This window comes from Labrys sp. ALF-8, from assembly GCF_059699065.1.
This window is the reverse complement of sequence record NZ_AP048537.1, coordinates 3,961,139-3,980,323: the sequence shown is the minus strand read 5'-3', so window position 1 is coordinate 3,980,323 and position 19,185 is coordinate 3,961,139. Positions and strand designations below refer to the sequence as shown.

17 protein-coding genes and 1 pseudogene are annotated in these 19,185 nt (G+C 66.1%); 11 read left to right on the top strand and 7 right to left on the bottom strand.

Features of this window, described 5'->3' with window-relative positions; all coding sequences use genetic code 11:
• The first annotated feature begins 29 nt into the window (after positions 1 to 29).
• From AC6H34_RS18275 to AC6H34_RS18260, 4 genes and pseudogenes are all read left to right on the top strand, one after another.
• Positions 30 to 1,527 (top strand): annotated as a pseudogene (locus AC6H34_RS18275) (putative N-acetylmannosamine-6-phosphate 2-epimerase).
• Positions 1,524 to 2,843, top strand: coding sequence for an ABC transporter substrate-binding protein (locus tag AC6H34_RS18270; protein ID WP_497539656.1), 1,320 nt, complete (start codon positions 1,524 to 1,526; stop codon positions 2,841 to 2,843). The pseudogene AC6H34_RS18275 and the gene AC6H34_RS18270 overlap by 4 nt, the downstream one beginning before the upstream one ends.
• A 192-nt stretch (positions 2,844 to 3,035) precedes the next feature.
• On the top strand, positions 3,036 to 3,899 hold the full coding sequence (locus AC6H34_RS18265) for a carbohydrate ABC transporter permease (protein WP_448148496.1): 864 nt from the start codon (positions 3,036 to 3,038) through the stop codon (positions 3,897 to 3,899).
• The gene (locus tag AC6H34_RS18260; RefSeq protein ID WP_448148497.1) at positions 3,896 to 4,726 is read left to right on the top strand and encodes a carbohydrate ABC transporter permease; all 831 of its coding nucleotides are present in this window, start codon (positions 3,896 to 3,898) and stop codon (positions 4,724 to 4,726) included. The genes AC6H34_RS18265 and AC6H34_RS18260 overlap by 4 nt, the downstream gene beginning before the upstream one ends.
• Positions 4,727 to 4,802: 76 nt before the next feature.
• On the opposite strand, the gene AC6H34_RS18255 is transcribed toward AC6H34_RS18260, so the two are convergent.
• The gene (locus AC6H34_RS18255) at positions 4,803 to 4,937 is read right to left on the bottom strand and encodes an entericidin A/B family lipoprotein (RefSeq protein ID WP_497539912.1); all 135 of its coding nucleotides are present in this window, start codon (positions 4,935 to 4,937) and stop codon (positions 4,803 to 4,805) included.
• 151 nt (positions 4,938 to 5,088) lie between these two features.
• On the bottom strand, positions 5,089 to 6,417 hold the full coding sequence (locus AC6H34_RS18250) for an NAD(P)/FAD-dependent oxidoreductase (RefSeq protein WP_448148499.1): 1,329 nt from the start codon (positions 6,415 to 6,417) through the stop codon (positions 5,089 to 5,091).
• A 182-nt stretch (positions 6,418 to 6,599) separates the two neighbouring features.
• Between AC6H34_RS18250 and AC6H34_RS18245 the strand changes: the two genes are divergently transcribed.
• The 3 genes from AC6H34_RS18245 (at position 6,600) to AC6H34_RS18235 (ending at position 9,806) form a co-directional block, all read left to right on the top strand.
• Positions 6,600 to 7,874 carry a hemolysin family protein gene (locus tag AC6H34_RS18245; RefSeq protein ID WP_497539911.1) on the top strand — a complete coding sequence of 425 codons (1,275 nt, stop codon included), beginning with the start codon at positions 6,600 to 6,602 and terminating at the stop codon, positions 7,872 to 7,874.
• Between the two features lie 115 nt (positions 7,875 to 7,989).
• On the top strand, positions 7,990 to 9,204 hold the full coding sequence (locus AC6H34_RS18240; RefSeq protein ID WP_497539655.1) for a trans-sulfuration enzyme family protein: 1,215 nt from the start codon (positions 7,990 to 7,992) through the stop codon (positions 9,202 to 9,204).
• Positions 9,201 to 9,806 carry a peptide deformylase gene (locus AC6H34_RS18235; RefSeq protein WP_497539654.1) on the top strand — a complete coding sequence of 202 codons (606 nt, stop codon included), beginning with the start codon at positions 9,201 to 9,203 and terminating at the stop codon, positions 9,804 to 9,806. The genes AC6H34_RS18240 and AC6H34_RS18235 overlap by 4 nt, the downstream gene beginning before the upstream one ends.
• A 39-nt stretch (positions 9,807 to 9,845) precedes the next feature.
• On the opposite strand, the gene AC6H34_RS18230 is transcribed toward AC6H34_RS18235, so the two are convergent.
• The 5 genes from AC6H34_RS18230 to AC6H34_RS18210 are packed head-to-tail and all read right to left on the bottom strand — an operon-like array spanning position 9,846 to position 14,906.
• Entirely contained in the window at positions 9,846 to 10,529 is a 684-nt protein-coding gene (locus tag AC6H34_RS18230; protein ID WP_497539653.1) for an ABC transporter ATP-binding protein, read from the bottom strand.
• The gene (locus tag AC6H34_RS18225; protein WP_497539652.1) at positions 10,526 to 11,365 is read right to left on the bottom strand and encodes an ABC transporter ATP-binding protein; all 840 of its coding nucleotides are present in this window, start codon (positions 11,363 to 11,365) and stop codon (positions 10,526 to 10,528) included. The genes AC6H34_RS18230 and AC6H34_RS18225 overlap by 4 nt, the downstream gene beginning before the upstream one ends.
• Positions 11,358 to 12,200, bottom strand: a complete 843-nt coding sequence (locus tag AC6H34_RS18220; RefSeq protein ID WP_497539651.1) for an ABC transporter permease — start codon at positions 12,198 to 12,200, stop codon at positions 11,358 to 11,360. Before AC6H34_RS18220 ends, AC6H34_RS18225 begins: the two co-directional genes overlap by 8 nt.
• Positions 12,201 to 12,202: 2 nt before the next feature.
• Positions 12,203 to 13,297, bottom strand: coding sequence for an ABC transporter permease (locus tag AC6H34_RS18215; RefSeq protein ID WP_448148505.1), 1,095 nt, complete (start codon positions 13,295 to 13,297; stop codon positions 12,203 to 12,205).
• Positions 13,298 to 13,304: 7 nt separating this feature from the next.
• On the bottom strand, positions 13,305 to 14,906 hold the full coding sequence (locus tag AC6H34_RS18210; protein WP_448148506.1) for an ABC transporter substrate-binding protein: 1,602 nt from the start codon (positions 14,904 to 14,906) through the stop codon (positions 13,305 to 13,307).
• A gap of 160 nt (positions 14,907 to 15,066) precedes the next feature.
• Between AC6H34_RS18210 and AC6H34_RS18205 the strand changes: the two genes are divergently transcribed.
• The 4 genes from AC6H34_RS18205 to AC6H34_RS18190 all read left to right on the top strand — a co-directional run bounded on the left by AC6H34_RS18205 (position 15,067) and on the right by AC6H34_RS18190 (position 19,014).
• Positions 15,067 to 16,356 carry a M24 family metallopeptidase gene (locus tag AC6H34_RS18205; protein ID WP_497539650.1) on the top strand — a complete coding sequence of 430 codons (1,290 nt, stop codon included), beginning with the start codon at positions 15,067 to 15,069 and terminating at the stop codon, positions 16,354 to 16,356.
• Positions 16,353 to 16,781 (top strand): OsmC family protein, encoded by a 429-nt coding sequence (locus AC6H34_RS18200; protein WP_448148508.1) that lies wholly within the window; start codon positions 16,353 to 16,355, stop codon positions 16,779 to 16,781. Before AC6H34_RS18205 ends, AC6H34_RS18200 begins: the two co-directional genes overlap by 4 nt.
• Before the next feature lie 51 nt (positions 16,782 to 16,832).
• Complete coding sequence (gene epsC, locus AC6H34_RS18195; RefSeq protein WP_497539649.1) at positions 16,833 to 17,792, top strand: serine O-acetyltransferase EpsC; 960 nt, start codon at positions 16,833 to 16,835, stop codon at positions 17,790 to 17,792.
• Between the two features lie 181 nt (positions 17,793 to 17,973).
• Positions 17,974 to 19,014, top strand: a complete 1,041-nt coding sequence (locus AC6H34_RS18190) for a sugar ABC transporter substrate-binding protein (protein ID WP_448148510.1) — start codon at positions 17,974 to 17,976, stop codon at positions 19,012 to 19,014.
• Positions 19,015 to 19,185 lie beyond the last annotated feature (171 nt).

Genomic DNA, 19,185 nt, shown 5'->3' with positions numbered 1-19,185 from the left:
TCTCCTGCCAGCCCGTGGTCGGCGGCCCAATGGACCGGCTCGACATGATTGTCGGCTTCGCGCTTGCGGCGGAGGCGGGCGGAGCGGCGGGCTTGCGCATTGAAGGGGTTGCCAATGTGCGCGGCGTCCGGGCGGTGACCCGGCTGCCGATAATCGGCATCGTAAAGCGGGCCGAACCAGGCACGCCCGTCATCATCACGTCGCGGCCGGAGGACGTGCACGCCTTGGCCGAAGCCGGAGCCGACATCATCGCCTTCGACGCCACGGACCGCACGCGGCCGGCGTCCACCATGGAACTCCTTGCAGCCGTCCGCCAGGCGGGCCGGCAGTCCATGGCGGATTGCGCGAGCTTCGCCGACGCCAGGGCAGCGGCTGCCGTCGGGGTCGATGTGATCGGCACGACCTTGTCGGGCTACACCGGAGGGCCTGTCCCCAAGGGGCCCGACCTCGACCTCGTCCGGCAAAGCGCGACACTCGGGCTGCCGGTTTTCGCGGAGGGGCGCTATCATACGGTGGAGGACGTGAAGGCTGCCCGGCTCGCCGGCGCCGATGCCGTCGTCGTCGGCTCGGCCATCACGCGGCCCGAACACATCACCGGCTGGTTCGCCGATGCCGTTCGCACCCCGGCCGGCCCCACTGCGCAACGGGCTTGAGGGGATCGCCGTGCCCGACCTGCCCGTCCTCGCAATCGATATCGGCGGCACCAAGACGCTGATCGCATTGGTAGAGGGCGCAAGGGTACTCGGAAGCCGCCGCATCGAAACCGACAGAGCCGGCGGTGCCGAGGCCTGGCTCGACGCCCTCGCGGCGGTGGCCGGCGAATGGGAAGGCCGCTTCGACCTGGCCGGAGCCGCCGTCACCGGCAGGATCAAAGACGGGCACTGGTCCGCCCTCAATCCCGCCGTGCTGCCGGTGCCCGACCGCTATCCCCTCATCGAAAGCCTCCGATCCCGTCTCGCCGTCCCGGTGGTGGCGGCGAACGATGCCCAGGCGGCCGCCTGGGGCGAATACCGCTTCGGCGCCGGGCAGCGCTGCGATCTCGTCTTCATGACGGTTTCGACGGGCGTGGGCGGCGGTCTCGTCATGGGCGGGCGGCTGCTCACGGGGCGCGGCGGGCTCGCGGGCCATGTCGGCCAGATCCTCGTCGACCCCCTTGAAGGCAATCGACGGCTGGAGGACATCGCTTCGGGCTCGGCCCTGGGCCGTACCGCAGATCCCCGCAACCTCTTCGCCGCGGCCGCCAAGGGGGATGCCCGGGCCGATGCCCGGATCCAGGAAATGGCCGTGCCCGTTTTCCGCGCAATGCGCTCGATGCAGTTGCTGCTCGATCCCGACTGCTTCGTGATCGGCGGAGGCATAGGCCTCGCGGACGGTTTCATCGCAAGGCTGCGCGCCCTCGCCCACGACATCGAACCCGACTATCGCCCCGACATCCGCGCCGCCGCGCTCGGCGCTGATGCGGGGCTGATCGGCATCGCCGATCTCGCCAGAACCCAAGAAAAAAGCGCATCAGAGGTGAAACGATGAACAGACTGAAGGCAGCGTTCGCCGGCGCAGTGGCGCTTCTGGCTCTCGGGACTACGCAGGCCCTCGCCGAGGTCACGGTGCTCGGCTGGCCGGGAGGCCCCGAGGAAACGGCGCTGCGCGCCGTGGCCAAGATCTACAACGACCAGGCAGGCATCAAGGACGACGACAAGGTCAAGCTGATCTTCTTCAACCGCGAAGGCTTCTGGGACAAGCTCCAGGCCGACCTTGCCGCCGGCTCGAGCGAATTCGACCTCAACCTCATCGCCACCTATTCGCTGGGCAAATACGCCCCCTTCCTGCAGCCCGTCGACCTGCCCGCCGACGCCGCCAAGACCTTTGGCGAAAAGGTATTGAAGACCATGCAGTACGACGGCAAGCAGTATGGCGTGCCGACGGACCTCTCTCTGCATTTCATGTATGTCCGCAAGGACCTGATGGCCAAGCTTCTCAGCGACGACGACTGGAAGAAGGCCTATGCCGAGATTTCGCAGAAATACCTGGGCAAGGCCATGCAGCCCGTCGCAGCCGACGACTGGACCTGGGACGACTATGCTGCGACGGCCCTGTTCTTCACCAAGAGTATCAACAAGGCCAGTCCGACGCGCTACGGCACCGTGCTGCAGATGAAGAACCTGCTCTTCAACATGATGGTGTTCGGCAGCGTGGCGCGCTCCTATGGCGCCGACTGGGAGGCTTCCTCCGGCAAGGTCACGGTGGATTCTCCCGCCTACAGGACCAGCCTCGAACTCTACAAGAAGCTCTACGACGCCGGCGCCACACCCAAGGACTCGCTCTCCTATGAATTCGCGGAGGCCAACGCCGCCTTCGGCGCCGGCCAGGCAGCGACCATGCTGCAATGGAACGCCGCTGCGGCCGACCTCGACAATGCCGACAAGACACCCGCCGTGGCCGGCAAGTTCGACACGCTCGCTCCGCCCAAGGGACCGCAAGGCCGCACCACCCACATCCACGGCCTGGGCTTCGGCCTCAACAAGGCCTCGGCCCACAAGGAAGGCGCCCTCAAGTTCCTGACCTGGCTGGCGAGCCCGGACGCCATCAAGGCCTATGCCGACGCGGGCGGTTCGCCCGCCATCGACAAGAGCCTGACGGCGCAGCTTCCCAAGCGCCCCGATCTCGTGAAGCTCGGCGACTTTGCCGGCCAGTACGGCTTCGTGATGACGGGCGGCACCTCGGCCAACGCCCTGCAGGTCTACGAGGCGCAGGCCAAGTTCTTCACGGGCTACTGGGCCGGAACCACCGATCTCGACAGTGCATTGAAGGATACCACGACGAAGATGCAGGAGTTGTTGAAGTAGGGGCGTCGTCATCCGAGGAAAGGGAGATCCAGGGGCCGGGAGGCGTGCCCTCCGGAACCTGAATCTTCCCCTGCACCGCCGGTCCTGCCGGCGATGGGCTTCTTCCTTTCATCGGCGCGTCAACCACGGGGGCGTTCATCGTCTCCTGGCACCCGCAGGATCGTTCCACCCACCACCTCGGATCCCTCGCCCATGGCCCCAGGCCGATCGAGCACCCCCTATATCCTGATCACGCCGATGACGGCCTTCCTGGTGCTGCTTGTCGGCGTCCCACTCGTCATCGACCTCGTCTATTCCGTTTCGCAGGTCAGCTTCGAGAACCTCAGGGCGCCGACGCTGCAGGGCTTCGGCAACTTCCTCGCCGTGCTCCAGGACGGCGCCTTCTGGGGGGCACTCGGCTTCTCCTTGAAATTCGCCGTCTTCGCCTCCCTGGCGCAGATCCTGCTCGGCCTTTTCCTGGCGATCTTCCTCGCGCCGCTCCTGGCCAAGCGTCCCTGGCTGATGGCGGTCCTGATGCTGCCGATGATGCTGGCGCCGGCGCTCGTCGGCCTGATGTACCGGCTGGTGCTGCAGGAATTCGTCGGCGTCCTGCCCTATTATTTCGAACTGTTCACCGGCGACAGTCCTGCCTTCCTCGCACCGGGCAACGCCTTCGCCACGCTGGTGACCATCGAGGTCCTGCAATGGACGCCCTTCGCGCTGCTCATCCTCTATTCGGCCTATCAGGCCATCCCGCTCGATATCCGCGAGGCGGCCGCGATCGACGGGGCCGGCCCCTTCCGGCGTCTGCAACAGATCGACCTGCCCTTCATGGCACCGACCATCGTCATTACCTTCTTCTTCCGTTTCATCGACAGTTTCCGCGTCTTCGACAACATCTACGTGCTCACGGGCAGCGGTTCCGGCGGCAGCACGACGACGATCAGCATCTACATCTACGAAGCCTTCTTTCGCGGCAACAATATCGGCGTGGCCGTCGCAGCGTCCCTCCTGCTTCTGCTGATTTCCTTCTTGGTCCTGCTCGGGCTTCTCAAGCTGGCGGAGCGGCGCACATGAGGATCCTTCTCGCGGCCCTGCGCTGGGCGGTGTTCGTCATCGCCGCCATCGCCCTGAATTTCCCTCTGATCTCGACCCTGATCACATCGTTCAAGAGCGACGCCGAGATCGCCGAGAATCCCTCGCTGATGATCGAGGCGCCGACCTTGGAGAATTTCCGCAAGGTCTTCGCCATCGCCGACCGCTTCGATATCGTCCATTACCTCGTCAACAGCGTGATAGCGGCCACGCTCGGCTCGGTCCTCGCCATTGCCCTGGCCTTCCCGGCGGCCTACGCCATCATCCGCCATGGCGTGGGACGACGCTGGCTGCTGCCCGCCGTCACGAACCTGCGGGCCATCCCGCTTATCATCTTCGCAATCCCCATCTACCTGATCTATCAGCGGCTTTCCCTGCTGGATACTCGTTTCGGCCTGTCGCTGATCCTCTGCCTGGTCAACCTGCCGCTGGTACTGGTGCTGCTGGCCAATGCCGTGCGCGACCTGCCCCTCGAGATCGAGGAGGCGGCCCGCGTTGACGGTGCCGGCACTATCCCGCTGCTGCGCTACATCGTGCTGCCGCTGTCGACGCCGGTGATCGCGTCCTCCCTGATCCTCGCCTTCATCTATTCCTGGAACGAGTTCCTGTTCGGGCTGATGCTCACCACGCAGAGCGCGGTGCCGATCACGGTTGGGGCTTCGTTCTTCTTCGCGGCGAGCGGCGGCGGGGTCCAATGGGGCACGGCCGCGGCCGTGATGATGCTGAGCATCCTGCCGCCGCTTGTGCTGAGCCTGTTCGCCTATCGCTATATAGGCCGCTCGCTGACGGCCGGCGCCGTGAAGGGCTGAGCGATCACGGCGACGCGACGCGCCGACGGCCCCTGTCGCCGGTGCATCCTCCCATGGATGCAGTCCATTCCCGATCTTACTGGACTGCCTGCTTTACGGCGCGACCCGTCGATTTAACGTCCTGGCCCACACCGCGGACCGTGTTGGCGCAAGAGGTCAAGGCAAGGGAGCAAATAACGAGAGCGATGATCGCGATAGCGGACTTGCGCATGAGTTCAATCCCTGAACAGGCCATGCCGAAATTGGCAAAGACACAACGGCTTAATGCCATCTTCGTTTCATGCAGCGGCCGAATAGTTTCATCTTTCAAAAGGGAAAGCGAAGACTGTACTCGACTTGACCCCACCGATCCCTACGGTCGCTCAGAATCCCGCCTCGAGCGTCACCTTCGAACCGTCGCTGAAGCGCGAAAACCGGAACGGAGCGGGGTCGACGATCGGGTCGTCGCCTGCCACCAGATCGGCCATCAGCCGTCCCGCACCCGGCCCCAACCCGAAACCGTGGCCTGAGAAACCGGTGCCGATGAAGAAGCCGGGGAGTGCCGCGACCCCGGAAATGACGGGCACCGCATCCGGGGTCACGTCGATCAGCCCGCCCCAGCGCTGGGCCTCCGCCACGCCCTGGAAGACAGGATGCGCCTTGCGCAGATTGGCGAGCGCCTGGTCGAGGAGGCGGTTGTCCGGCTCCGGATCGAGCACCCGGATGCTTTCGAAGGGCGTCGTCTCGTCAGGCTTCCAGCGGCGCTTCCAGCCCATCTCGGTGACGAACTGCCGGCCCAGATGCAGGCGTATGCCCTTCCACTCCTTGCGCAGCGCCGGCAGGAAAGCGCCGAACAGGCGGAAACTGTCCGGCGTGATCTCGGCGGTGGAAAGGCCGCCATGGGCCACCGTATAGCCCCCGTCCGCGCGCTTTCGGAAGGCGAAGTCCGAACCGGCGGCCGAGCTGTCCGGCCCGCCCTCCAGCGGCTGGGTGCGCAGCACGGAGCCGAGCACCTTGAGCTGCGGCAGGTCGAAGCCGAGATTGCCGGCAAACAGCCGCGACCATGAGCCGCCCGCCAGCACCACGGCATCGCAGGCAATCGGCCCTTTTTCGGTGACGACGCCGCTCACCTTTCCCGCCGTCGTTTCGACGCTGCGAACGGCGCATCCGGTCATCACGGTGCCGCCGAGCGACTGCAGCGCCCGGGCGATGGCGGGCGCGGCGACCGCAGGCTCGGCGCGCGCGTCGGTCTTTGTGTAGAGCGCGCCGGCGACCTTTCGCTGGAGGCCCGGCAGCACGTCCTGCACTTCCTTCGCCGTGATCAGGCGCGAGCCGATCTGATGCTGCCTGGCATGTTCGAGCCAGGGCTCGTAGCCCTGCATCTCCGCCTCGTTCTCGCACAGGTAGAGAATGCCGCATTTGCGGAAACCGAGATCCTGCCCTGCGACCTGATCGAGGCCGCTCCAGATGCGCAGGCTTTCCTGAATCAGCGGAATCTCCCTGCTGTCGCGGCCCATGGCGCGGCACCAGCCCCAGTTGCGGCTGGACTGCTCCCCGCCGATACGCCCCTTCTCGCACAGCACGACGGAATGCCCCTTGCGGATCAGCGCCAACGCCGTGCTGACGCCGACGATGCCGCCGCCAATCACGACGACGTCAGCACGAACGGGAAGGGAGGGAGAGGAAGTGACGGAATCAACGGGAGGCGACATCGGACTCACAGGCGCAATGCAGGAAAGCGCCACTATAGAACGCGCCAGCGCCGCGGCAACTTGCACGGCATGCACGATCAAATTTCGACACCCTCTATCCTTGGACTTGCGCTGCCCCTATGCTTGCCGCTCGTGAAGCGGCCCGACACGTCGTCGCGGGCTTGCAACCCCTGCAAGGCACCTTGTTCCTCGACATCGCCATCATCGTCCTTCTGACGCTTCTCAACGGCGTCCTCGCCATGTCGGAACTCGCCATCGTTTCCTCCCGCCCGGCCCGGCTTCGCATCATGGCGGATCGTGGCAAGCGCGGCGCGGCAACCGCCCTGCAGCTCCTCGAGAACCCCGGCCGCTTTCTTTCCACGGTACAGATCGGCATTACGCTGGTCGGCGTGCTTTCCGGCGCCTTCTCCGGCGCCACGCTCGGTACCCGCCTGGCAGCCTGGCTGCGTGACCAGGGCGTTTCCGCCAGCGCCGCCGACACGCTCGGCGTCGGCATCGTCGTGGTGCTGATCACCTACCTGTCGCTGATCATCGGCGAACTGGTGCCCAAGCAGATCGCCCTGCGCGATCCCGAACGGGTCGCTGCGCGCGTCTCTCCCGCGATGAAGCTCCTGTCGCGTTGCTCGGCACCCCTCGTCTGGCTGCTCGACGCCTCCGGTCGCCTGGTCCTCGCCTTGCTCGGCCACCGTGGCAAATCCGAGGAGACCGTTACGGAAGAGGAAGTACGCACCATCCTGGCCGAAGCCGAAAGCGCCGGCGTGCTGGAGCGGGCCGAAAAGGACATGATCTCCGGCGTCATGCGGCTGGGCGACCGAACCGCGCGCTCACTGATGACGCCACGGCGAGAGGTCGAGGTCATCGACCTCTCCGACTCCTCCAAGGCGATCATGGCGCAGTTGCGAGCCACCCGGAACACCCGCCTGCCCGTCCAGGACGGTGAGGACGACAACATCATCGGCGTCATTACCGTGAAGGACCTGTTCCAGACCCAGCTCGACGGCAGGGCGCTGAACGTGCGCGACCACGTCCAGGCGGCGCCCATCGTGATGGATACCACCGAGGCCCTTGCAGTGCTGCAGGCCCTGCGTTCCTCCAAGGCCCACATGTCGCTCGTCTTCGACGAGTACGGTCATTTCGAAGGCATCATCACCGCCAACGACGTGCTGGAGGCGATTACAGGAGCCTTCCAGGATGACGACGAGGACGAGCCGGCCATCACCATGCGCTCGGACGGCTCCTATCTCGTGGCGGGCTGGATGCAGGCCGACGAGCTTGCCGAGACGCTGGCGATGCCCATCGAGCGCGGCGGCTACGAGACGGCGGCTGGCTTCATCCTTGCCGAGCTCAACCATCTGCCGCAGACCGGCGAGAGCTTCGTGCGCGACGGCTGGAAGTTCGAGGTGGTGGACCTCGACGGCAGGCGCATCGACAAGATCCTGGTCTCGAAGGCGGCATGAGGGGGAATCGGACCAGCGCATTTGGCCCTGCGAGGTTGACGACTCCGTTTCGGCCGGACGATCTTCGAGCCACGATGGGCGGTTCCCCCGCCCCACCCGCAGTCAGCTCCGGTCGATGATGAAACCCAGATCCAACAAAAGGCAGGGTCCCTCCACCCGCGCAATCCACCTCGGCTATGATCCTGCCAGCGAGAACGGCGCCCTGACCCCGCCGGTCTACATGACCTCCACCTACGCCTTCGAGAGCGTGGAGCAGGGCGCCGAAATATTCGAAGGCAAGCGCGAGGGATATATCTACGGGCGCACCAAGAATCCCACGCAGGGCCTGCTGGAGGAACGGATCGCCGATCTCGAAGGCGCCGAAGCCGGCCTCGTCGTCTCCTCGGGCATGGGCGCCATCAGCGCCACCCTGTGGACGCTGCTCAAAGCAGGTGATCGCATCGTTGCCGACAAGATCCTCTACGGCAACACCTTTGCCCTGCTCACCAAGGGTCTCTCCAAGTTCGGCGTGAGCGTCGATCTCGTCGACTTCAAGGACCACGACGCAGTGGCCAGGGCGGCTCCAGGGGCGCGGGTGCTCTATTTCGAGACCCCAGCCAATCCCAACCTGCGCGTCATCGACATCGCCACCGTCACCGGAATCGCCCGGCGGGCCGGTGCGGTCTCCATCGTCGACAACACTTTCGCCACTCCCATCCTGCAGCGTCCCATCGAACTCGGAGCCGATCTCGTGGTGCATTCGGCCACCAAGTATCTCAGTGGGCACGGCGACCTTCTCGCCGGCGTCGCCGTCGGCAAGGCCGACGTCATCCATGAGATCCGCATGAATGGGCTGCGCTATCTCACCGGCGCGGTCGTCGCGCCCCTCACCGCCTTTCTGGTGCTGCGCGGCCTCAAGACGCTGGAACTGCGTGTCCGGCAGCATTCTCATTCGGCACTGGCCATCGCCCAGCTGCTGGCCGAGCATCCCGGCATTGCCTCGCTCGCCTATCCCGGCCTCCCCGGTTCTCCCGATCATGCCGTCGCCATGGGCCAGATGTCCGCCGGCGGAGGCCTGGTCGCCTTCGAGCTGAAGGGCGGCTACGCGGCCGGCGTCGCCTTCATGAACGCGCTGGGCATCGCCAGCCGCGCCGTCAGCCTCGGCGATGCGGAGACGCTCGTCCAGCATCCCGCCAGCATGACGCATGCGACCTATGGCGCGGAGGAGCGCGCGCGCCACGGCATCTCGGACAGCCTCATCCGCATGTCGGTCGGCCTCGAAAACACCGAGGATCTCATCGACGACGTCGAAGCGGCGCTTGGCGCGATCTCCGGGGAGGTGAGCCCTTGACGACACTGCCCATCGTCCAGATCGGGGACCCGGTCCTGCGCCGGCGCGCAGCCGAGGTGCTGCCCGAGACCATCGCCTCCAGCGAACTCCAGACCCTGATCGACCGGATGATCGAGACGATGCGGGCTGCGCCCGGCGTCGGCCTCGCCGCGCCGCAGGTCGGCGAGGCAAGGCGCATCATCGTCGTCGAGGATCCCCCGGCAGCGATCGAGCGGCTCGGCGAGGCACAACGCGAGGAGCGCCAGCGAACCGACGCCTTTCCCCTGCAGGTCTTCATCAATCCCCGTATCAGGCCGCTCGCGGGCACGGGCCGCACGATCTTTCCGGAAGGCTGCCTGAGCATACCCGGCTATGCCGGCCTGGTTGAGCGTCCGCTCGACATCGAGATCACCTATCTCGACCGGCGCGGCATCTTCCACGACTGGACGCCGGTCCACGGCTGGCCGGCGCGAATCATCCAGCACGAGATGGATCACCTCGACGGCATCCTCTACACCGACACGGCGCTGCCGCGTTCGCTGATGACGGACGAGAACATGAGGCGGCGCACCGAGGGAAGGTCCGTATCGGCACTGATCGCGGAACTCGCGGACGAAGGCTGATCGAATTTCCCATCGCCGCCGCAAAATCTCCGTCCGAGGTCAGCCGCCCTCCCGCGAGACGATTTCGCCGCGCTCCATCCTCGCAACGCGGTCGCACAGATGGGCAACCACGCCGGGATCGTGGCTGACCAGTATCATGGTCATGCGGTGGCGTTCGCGAAGGTCGGCGAGAAGGTTCAGGATGCCGGCCTGCACCGAGACATCGAGGGCTGAGGTCGGCTCATCCAGGAGCAGCAGCTTCGGCTGCTGGAGCAGCGCGCGGGCGATGGCGACGCGCTGGCGCTGACCCCCGGAAAGCTGGTGCGGGTAGCGCGCGGCCAGCCCGGGCGGCAGCCCGACCTCGCCAAGGATGCGCGCGACCTTGCCCTCCACATCCGCCTCGCGGCGTACCTGGAGGGGTTCGGCGAGGATGCGTCGGATGCGATGCCTGGGATGCAGCGAGGCGTAGGGATCCTGGAAGACCATCTGGATGTCACGCCGGAGCGGCCCCACGATGCGGTGGTGGGGGGCCAGCGTCGCGCCGAGCACCTCGATCCGCCCGGCCCAGTCGAGGTTGAGGCCGGCCAGTACCCGCAGGACAGTCGTCTTGCCGCACCCGGACGGCCCGACCAGGCCGAAGATCTCGCCGGCCTCGATCGAGAAGGCGACGTCGCGGACCACCGAGCGACGGCTTTCGTAGCGCCCGAACTCCACGCCAAGCCCCGATACGACGACTGCTGTCATGGCCTCTCCTCCCCTGCCATCCACTCGGCGGACGGCAGGCGCGTGCCATGCGTGGCGGCGGAGGGGCGAGCACCCCAGAGCGCCCTCGTATAGGGATGGCCGGCGTGGGCGAGATCGCTCGCCGGCAGGCGATCGACGATGGCCCCGCGATACATCACCAGCGCCCGGTCCGCGAACTCCGCGACCTGCTGCAGGTCGTGGCTGATCAGCAGAAGGCCCATGCCCCGCTCCTCGGTGAGCCGGCGAAGCATGCCGAGGATCTGGCTGCGTACCGCGTGGTCGAGCGCCGATGTCGGCTCATCCGCGATGAGCAGCTTCGGCCCGGCAACCAGCATGGCGGCGATCATGACACGCTGGCCCATCCCGCCGGACAGTTCGGGAGGATAGAGGTCATAGACGAGCCGGGGATTTTCGAGACCGACCCCGGCCAGCATTTCCAGCGCCTTCTCCCGCCTTTCGCGGCGCGAAAGCCGAGTATGGAGCAGCAGGGTTTCCTCGACCTGGCGTCCGACCCGATGCACGGGGTTGAGGGAATAGCGCGGATCCTGGAGCACCAGCCCCGCGATCCTGCCGCGAACATGGCTCAAGCCACCTTCGCCGAGCCCGGAAATATCCTTGCCGTCGAGCACGACGCGCCCGCCGCTCCGCCGGACGCCTCGCGGCAACAACCCCAGGACGGCCCGGGCCGTCATCGACTTTCCAGACCCCGATTCGCCGAGCAGCGCCACTCTTTCCCTTCCCACGGCAAAGGAAATGCCGTTCAGGATCGGCACGGGCGCGTCGATGGCTTGCGCCTCGACCCGGAGATCATCGACGCTCAGGAGGATATCAGCCATGGCGCGGATCCAGGACGTCGCGCAGGCCGTCGGCGATGAGGTTGAAGGCAAGGCAGGTGACCAGGATGCACAGGCCCGGTGCTGCGGCGATCCACCATTGATCGAAGATGACCTGCGTGCCCTCCGCCACCATCGACCCCCATTCGGCAGTGGGCGGGCGCACGCCGAGGCCGAGAAAGCCGAGCCCGGCCGCCGCCAGGATGATGCCTCCGAGGTCGAGCGCCAAGCGGATCAGGGTGGAGGGAAGCACGAGCGGCAGGACATGGCCGAACAGCAGGCGCGGCCCCCGTATCCCGACCATCTCGGCGGCGGCGAGATAGTCGGTGCGTCGCAGGAGCTGCGTCTCGACCCGCGCCTGACGCGCATAGGCCGGCCAGCTCGTCAGGGCGAGAGCCAGCACGCCGTTCACCAACCCGGCTCCGAGGATGGCCACGAAGGCAAAGGCGAGCAGGAGGCGCGGGAAGGACATCACGATGTCGGTCGCGATCATCAGCACGCGTTCGACCACGCCGCCGAAGAAGCCGGCGAGGATGCCGACGGCGACACCGAACGGCGCCATCAGAGCGCCCACCAGGACGACGATCAGCAATGTCGGCCGGGCGCCGTAAATCAGGCGGGAGAGGAGGTCGCGTCCGAAGCCGTCCGTGCCGAGCCAATGCAGCGCGGAAGGCGCGGCGAGCCGATTGGCCGTTTCCTGGAGATTGGGATCGTATGGCGCGATCAAGGGAGCCAGGGCGGCACAGCCGATCACCAAGGCGAGAACGATGGCCCCGACGGAGAGGGACTGGTGCCGCCAGGCAAGACGCCGAAGGGCCATTGAAGAAATTGCGGCCATGTTCAGCGCGCCCTTCGCGGGTCGAGCCGTCCGACCGCAAAATCGGTAAGGCTGTTGAGGAGGATGAAGGCGGTGCCAATGACCAGCGTGGCGCCGAGGATCGCCGCCGTGTCGCCCGCGAACATCGCCACGGTAAGGTAGCGCCCGATGCCGGGCCAAGCGAAGACGGTCTCGGTGAGCACCGCGCCTTCGAGCAGGCTGGCATAGGAGAGAGCCACGATGGTGAGGAGCGTGCCGGCGATGTTGGGCAGGACATGGACGAAGACGACGCGGGCGGATCTGGCACCCTTCGCCCGGGCGGTCAGCGCGTATTCCTGCGCAAGTTCTCCCAATACGGCCGAACGCGTCAGCCGGCAGATGCCCGCCAGGGCGTAGACCGCCAGCACCAGGGTCGGCAGGACGAGATGGCTCACCGCGCTGCGAAAGGCGCCCGGGGTTCCGGCCAGCCAGCTGTCGACAAGAGCGAAGCCCGTCACCGGCTTCATCGTGTATTGGTAGAGGATGTCCATGCGCCCCGTTCCCGGCAGCCAGTGCAGCCGGGCATAGAACAGAAGCAGCATGAGGAGACCGAGCCAGAAGATCGGCACGGAGTAGCCGAGCAGCGAAATCACGCGGATGACGCCGTCGACGATGCCTCCGGCGCGCATCGCCGCGACAATGCCGAGCGCAAGCCCGATGGACGCGCCCAGGACGATGGCGGCAGTCGCCAGTTCCAGCGTGGCGGTGAAGGTGCGAGCGATATCGCTCGCCACCGGCTGGCCGGTCGACTGGGCCAAGCCCAGGTCCCCATGCGCGAGGGTGACGAGATAGCGCCAGAACTGCAAGGGCAGCGGCAGGTCCAGGCCGAGAGCCGTGCGGGCCGCCTGGTAGGACGATTGGCTGGCATGGTCGCCAACCAACTGAAAGGCCGGATCGATCGGGGCCATCCGCGTCATGGCGAAGGTCACCAGCACCAGGCCGAACAGGGTGACGGCGAGCCTGGCCAGCCAGCGCGCGAGGCCCAGCACGACCCGGACGGCAGGGCGCCGGCGCCACGGAGGCGCCGGTCGCGAAAGAGCTGCGAGGATCGCGTTGGTGCGGATGTCGGCCTCTGCCAAGGCAGGCCTACTTGTCGACCTGGTCGTAATAAACCTGGTCCGCGTTGAGGCCCTGCGCGTAACCCTTGATTCCGTCTCGCAGCACGACCTGGTCGCTGCCCTGCAGGATGAAGACGAAGGGCGAGCTCTTCTGGAGATCGCGCTGCAACTCCTCGTAAAGCGCGGCACGCCGGGCCGGATCCTGCTCCTTCACCGCCGCTGCAGTTCTGTCGCTCAGTTCGGGAATGACCCAGCCCGCCTGCTTGGCCACGGTATTGTGGGTGTTGTCGCGATTGACGGCGAAGGCGCTGGCATTGGAATTGGCGTCGAAATAATCGGGAATCCAGTAGCGCAGGGTGAACTGGTATTGGCCGGCGCGGGCCTTGGCGTAGATCTCGCTGGTCACGCCCGGCTGGATGTCGAGCGTGATTCCGGCCTGCGCGAAGGTGGATTGCAACGACTGGGCGATCTGCAGGAACGGTGCCTCGTTGAAGACGGGAAAGGCGATGGTGGCAGGACCGATCCCTGCATCGGCGAGGATCTTCTTGGCCTTTGCGACGTCCAGCTTATAGGGATTGTCGGTCAGGGCGCCGGGGAAGCCCACCGGCAGGAAGGACTGGTGAACCTGGGATTGGCCGCGCAGCAGGTTGTTCGCGATGCCGTCATAGTCCACGAGGTAGCGGGCAGCCTCCCAGAAGGCGGGGTTGCCGAGGGTGGCGTTCGCCTTGGTGTTGATGAGCAGATAGTCGCTGCGGGCCGAGGGTACCGCCAGCACCTTCACGCCGGACTTACCCTTGAGAGCTTCGATCTGGTCCGATGCGAGGCCCCTGGCGATGTCCGCGTCGCCCTGCTCGATCACCAGGCGGCGGGCGGCGGCATCCGGCACATTGCGCAGGATCACGCTCTTCAGCTTCGGCGCACCGCCGGGGGAACTGTCGTTGGCGTCCAGCACCAGCGCCTCATGGGGCGTGTAGTTGGTGATCTTGAAGGGGCCGCTGCCGGCCGAATGCGTCTTCAACCAGCCATTGCCGAGATCGTCCCCGCTCGCCTGCGGCGCCACCGTGGCCGCATCGACGATGGAGGAGACCGGCGCGGTGAGGATCGCCAGGGCGAAGGCCGGGCCGACATCCGCCTGCCAGCTCAGCTTCACATGGGCGTCGTCGATCTTCTGGATGGACTTGTCCACATTGTCGGCGGTCCAGCCGAGTTCGTTGAGGATGAAGGCGGGAGACTTGTTGAGCTTCACCACGCGGGACAGGGAGAAGATGACGTCTTCCGGGCGCAGGGGATTGCCGGAGGCGAATTTGGCGTCCTTCTGCAACGCGAAGATCAGGCTCTTGCCATCCGATCCAGCTTCCCAGCTGGCAGCCAGGCCCGGCACGATCTTGTTGGCATCGGCCCGATCGGTCTGCACGAGGCGCTGGTAGAGATTGTTGAAGGACTGCACCGTGGTCAGCTCGAATCCTTCCGCCGGATCGAAGCTCACCGCATCGTCTATCGACTGGGCCACCACCAGAACGCCGGGCGGCGTCTCGGCATGAACGGGCCTTAGCGCCGCCAGCAGCGTGAGGGTGCTTACCGCCACACCCAGGACGCCGAGGCTGGCCATCCGTCTTGCAAGACCCGACATTCTATTTCTCCGTTCATTCCCTGAAGTTTCTCAAGAAGGCCGCTACGATAGGAGGCGTCGTTCCCGCCCCGATTCCGGTACCTTTCGGCGCAACCATAGGGAGCGGCATTTTTAAAGTCTATAGACTTTATGTATTAAATGTGATCGAGAGGAAGGGGACATGAGTTCGAAGGAGCAGACGCGGATGGCGGGTGGTCATCTCGACAGGCAGCGCGCAGCCAGGCTGATGGAAGCGCTCGGCATCGAGGCCGTCGTTCTCGTGCAGCCGGAGAGCATTCTCTATGCGACGGGAGCATTCGCCGGCGTGGCTACGCTTTGGCGCCGGGCAGGTGCCGCAGCGGTCCTGGTCCCCGCCGATCCGGCCGCGCCACTTGCCGCCGTCGTGGGTGACCTGCAGGCGGCGAGCTTTCGCGAGGCCTCGGGCATCGAGGATACGCGCAGCCATCCCATATGGGTCGAGACCACCGTGGCGGCCAGTGGCGATGCTCCGATAGTAGAGGATATCCTCGCTTATGATCGGACACGCCTGCCCGGCTTCGAGCGGCCGGCGACCTTCGACCCGGCCCTGATGCTCGCGCGGCTCGGCGACGTCCTCGCCGAGCGGAGCCTCGACAAGGCACGGCTCGGACTTGAACTGGGCTTCGTCGCCGTGGCCGACATGCAGTTCTTCGAGGCGGCACTGCCGAACGTGCGGTGGGCGGATGCCTCTCCCCTGGTGGCGCACCTGCGCATGATCAAGCGACCCGCCGAGATCGAAGCCCTCAGGATCGCCGCCGAACTCACGACGAGCGGGCTCCGCCACGCGCTCGCCTCCCTGCACGAAGGTATCGACGCACAGGCGATCGGCGCACTCTGGCGCGGCAGGGTCGAGGAGGAAGCGAGGCGGCGCCAGCTACGGCAATCGCTGTCGAGTTGGGCCTATATCGCCGTCGGCCCCGATGGATTCTCACCCGGTGGCCCGGCCCGGCGCGGCGACGTCGTGAAGATCGATGTCGGCGCCGTGGTCGGCGGCTACAGCGCCGACGTCGCCCGCACGGCCGTGATCGGCAAGGCCAGTCCGGCCCAGCGCCGAATTCACGACGCCCTGCGTGGCGCGCTCGATGCTGCCCTGGCGGCGCTCGAGCCGGGCCGGCCGCTCCGCGAGGCGCATAGGGCGGCGACGCGGACCATGCATGCCGCCGGCTTCACGAGTTTCAGCCGCGGCCATTTCGGCCATGGGGTCGGCGCCAGCGTCTTCAGCGAGGAATGGCCCTTCATCGCCGAGGACGGCGACACCCTCCTGGAACCGGACATGGTGATCGCCGTGGAGGCTCCCTACTACGTACGCGGCGTCGGCGGCTTCATCGTCGAAGACCAGTTCCTGGTCACGGGAAACGGGCTCGAACTGCTGTCGCCGCTGCCGCGAGATCTTATCGAGGTCGACGCCGCTCAGGAGGATACCCTGTCATGACGATCGGCACCATCACGCCCCGCAAGACCGGCGCCACCGCCATATTGTCGCGCCATGGCCATCCCCTGGTGACGTCCGTCACAGGTGGGGAAATCGCCGTGGTGACCCGGCCGAGCGAGGCGGGTTTCAACCCGCTGGACCTGCTCTATGCCTCGCTGTCCGCCTGCCTGGTGCTGAGCGCGCGCATCGCCGCCAGCGAACAAGGCCTACTCGACAGGCTCCGGACGGTGGAGGCGAGGGTAAAGGGCAGCAAGGCTTCGGAAGGCCCATCGCGGATCGAGCGCTTCGAGATCGAGATCCTCATCGATGCCGATCTCGACGATGCCGCAAAGGACGCGATCGTGGTTGCCGCCGAGCACATCTGCACGGTGAGCAACACCCTGCACGGACAGGCCGCCTTCAAGATCGCCCGCGTCAACCGTTGAACCAAGGAGCCGGCTAACCGAAGCCGGCCGCCTCAAGAGGAGTTGCCAGCCATGGATACGTCCCGGCAGTCTTTCGAGCCGAGCAGAGACGATACCCTGGAGGCCGGCGGCAGGCTCCCGAGCTGGAACCTGGACGCGCTCGTCGCCCAGCTCCGCCTTTCGCGCGAGGTCACGCACAATATCCGCCACCATGGCCGCATCCGGCGCACGCCGTCGCGCGAGGTCCTTGCCACCATCCTGGATGGCCTGTCGGCGGCGCTGTTTCCAAGTCACTACGGGCAATCGGCCGTCGGCGTCGAGAACATCGACTATTTCGTCGGCCACACCCTCAACGATGCGCTGCAGCTCCTGGCCGAGCAGGTCGGACGAAGCCTCGTCTTCGAGCAGGAAAAAGAGCAGCCGGAGGCCGATATCCAGCGGCACGCACGGTCGATCGCCCGGGACTTCGCAGCTCGCCTGCCCTCCATCCGCGGCCTGCTGGTGAGCGACCTGCGGGCTGCCTTCCAGGGCGATCCGGCGGCCACCAACTTTCCGGAGATCCTGCTGGGATATCCGGGCATGACGGCGATCGTGCACTACCGCCTCGCCAACGCGCTGCACGGCCTGGGCGCCAGGCTGCTGGCCCGGCTCGTTTCCGACATCGCCCATTCGCGAACCGGAATCGACATTCATCCCGCCGCCCAGATCGGGCCCAGCTTTTTCATCGACCACGGCACCGGCGTGGTGATCGGCGAAACCGCGGTCATCGGCGAGCGCGTGCGCCTCTACCAGGCCGTGACCCTGGGGGCGAAGAACTTTCCCACCGACGACAGCGGTACCCTCATCAAGGGCAATCCGCGCCACCCCATTCTCGAAGACGATGTCGTGGTCTATGCCGGCGCCACCATTCTCGGCCGCGTCACCATCGGCAAGGGTTCCACCATCGGCGGTAATGTGTGGCTGACGCGCAGCGTACCGCCCGGCAGCCAGATTACCCAGGCACAGACCCGCAGCAATGGCCACATCGAATAGAGGACCGGCGGGGTAGCCACGCCCAGCGCGCCAGGGGCTACCCCTCCCCATTCCTGCCGGCGCTCGGGCCTGACGAGGCGCACGACGATCATGCTGTTCACCAACGCATAAAGTTTATTTACACTATAATTTTTATATACTACTAGAGTCACATCACTCCTCACGATGCAGGTCCAGCAGCATGTCCGACCCGAACACCCCCCTCCCCCCGGCCACTCAGCCTCAACTCGGCAGGCGCGGCCTTCTCAAGGCGGGGATTGCTGCCGGCGCCGTGCTCGCCGCCGGCAAGCTGGCGCTGGACGCCTCCCCCGCGCAAGCCGATGACGCCGATGTTCCCTCGCTGAAGGGCAAGCGCATCGCCATCAGCGCCACCGGCACCGATCACTACTGGGATCTCAAGGCCTATCAGGCCCAGATCGAGGAAGTGAAGCGCCTGGGCGGCGAGCCCATCGGCCTCGATGCCGGCCGGGACGACAAGAAGCTGGTGGCACAGTTGCAGACGCTGATCGCACAACGTCCGGACGCCGTGATCCAGACCCTCGGCACGCTCACCGTGATCGACCCCTGGCTGAAGAAGATCAAGGATGCCGGCATCCCCGTCTTCACAGCCGACGTACCGACCACCAACAGCATCAACAACACCACGTCGGACAATTTCGGTCTGGGTTCGAGCCTCGCCCTGAAGCTGGTGTCCGACATCGGCGGCGAAGGCAATATCGTCGTGTTCAACGGCTTCTACGGCGTGCCGGTTTGCGCGATCCGCTATGACGAGCTCAAGCACGTCCTGAAATACTATCCCAAGGTGAAGATCCTCGAGCCCGAACTGCGCGACGTCATCCCCAATACCGTGCAGGATGCCTTCGCACAGATCACCGCCATCCTGAGCAAATATCCGGAGAAGGGCTCGATCAAGGCAATCTGGTCCGCCTGGGACGTGCCGCAACTCGGCGCCACCCAGGCGCTGGTCGCCGCCGGCCGTACCGAGATCCTCACCTATGGCGTCGACGGCAGCCCCGAGGTGGTCGAACTCGTCAAGGATCCGAAGTCGCCAGCTGCAGCCGTCGCGGCACAGCAGCCCGCCATCATCGGCAAGACAGCCGTGCAGAACGTGGCGCGCTACCTCGCCGGCCAGACAAACCTGCCGAAGGAAACCTACATCTCCTCGATCATCGCCACCAAGGCCAATGCGGCCGAGGTTCAGAAGACCCTCGGGCAGGTCTGATCCCCTTCACCCGGTTACTCCCCTGGCCGGGCGTTGACGCACGGGAGAGGCCCACCAGGCCTCTCCCGGAGCGTTTTTTGGAAGGGCTGGCAATTTCCCTCGAGAACCTGCCCGGCGCCGTACCGAGGTTCGACTTTCATCATTGCCGGCCTCGTCCCGACAATCCCGGGG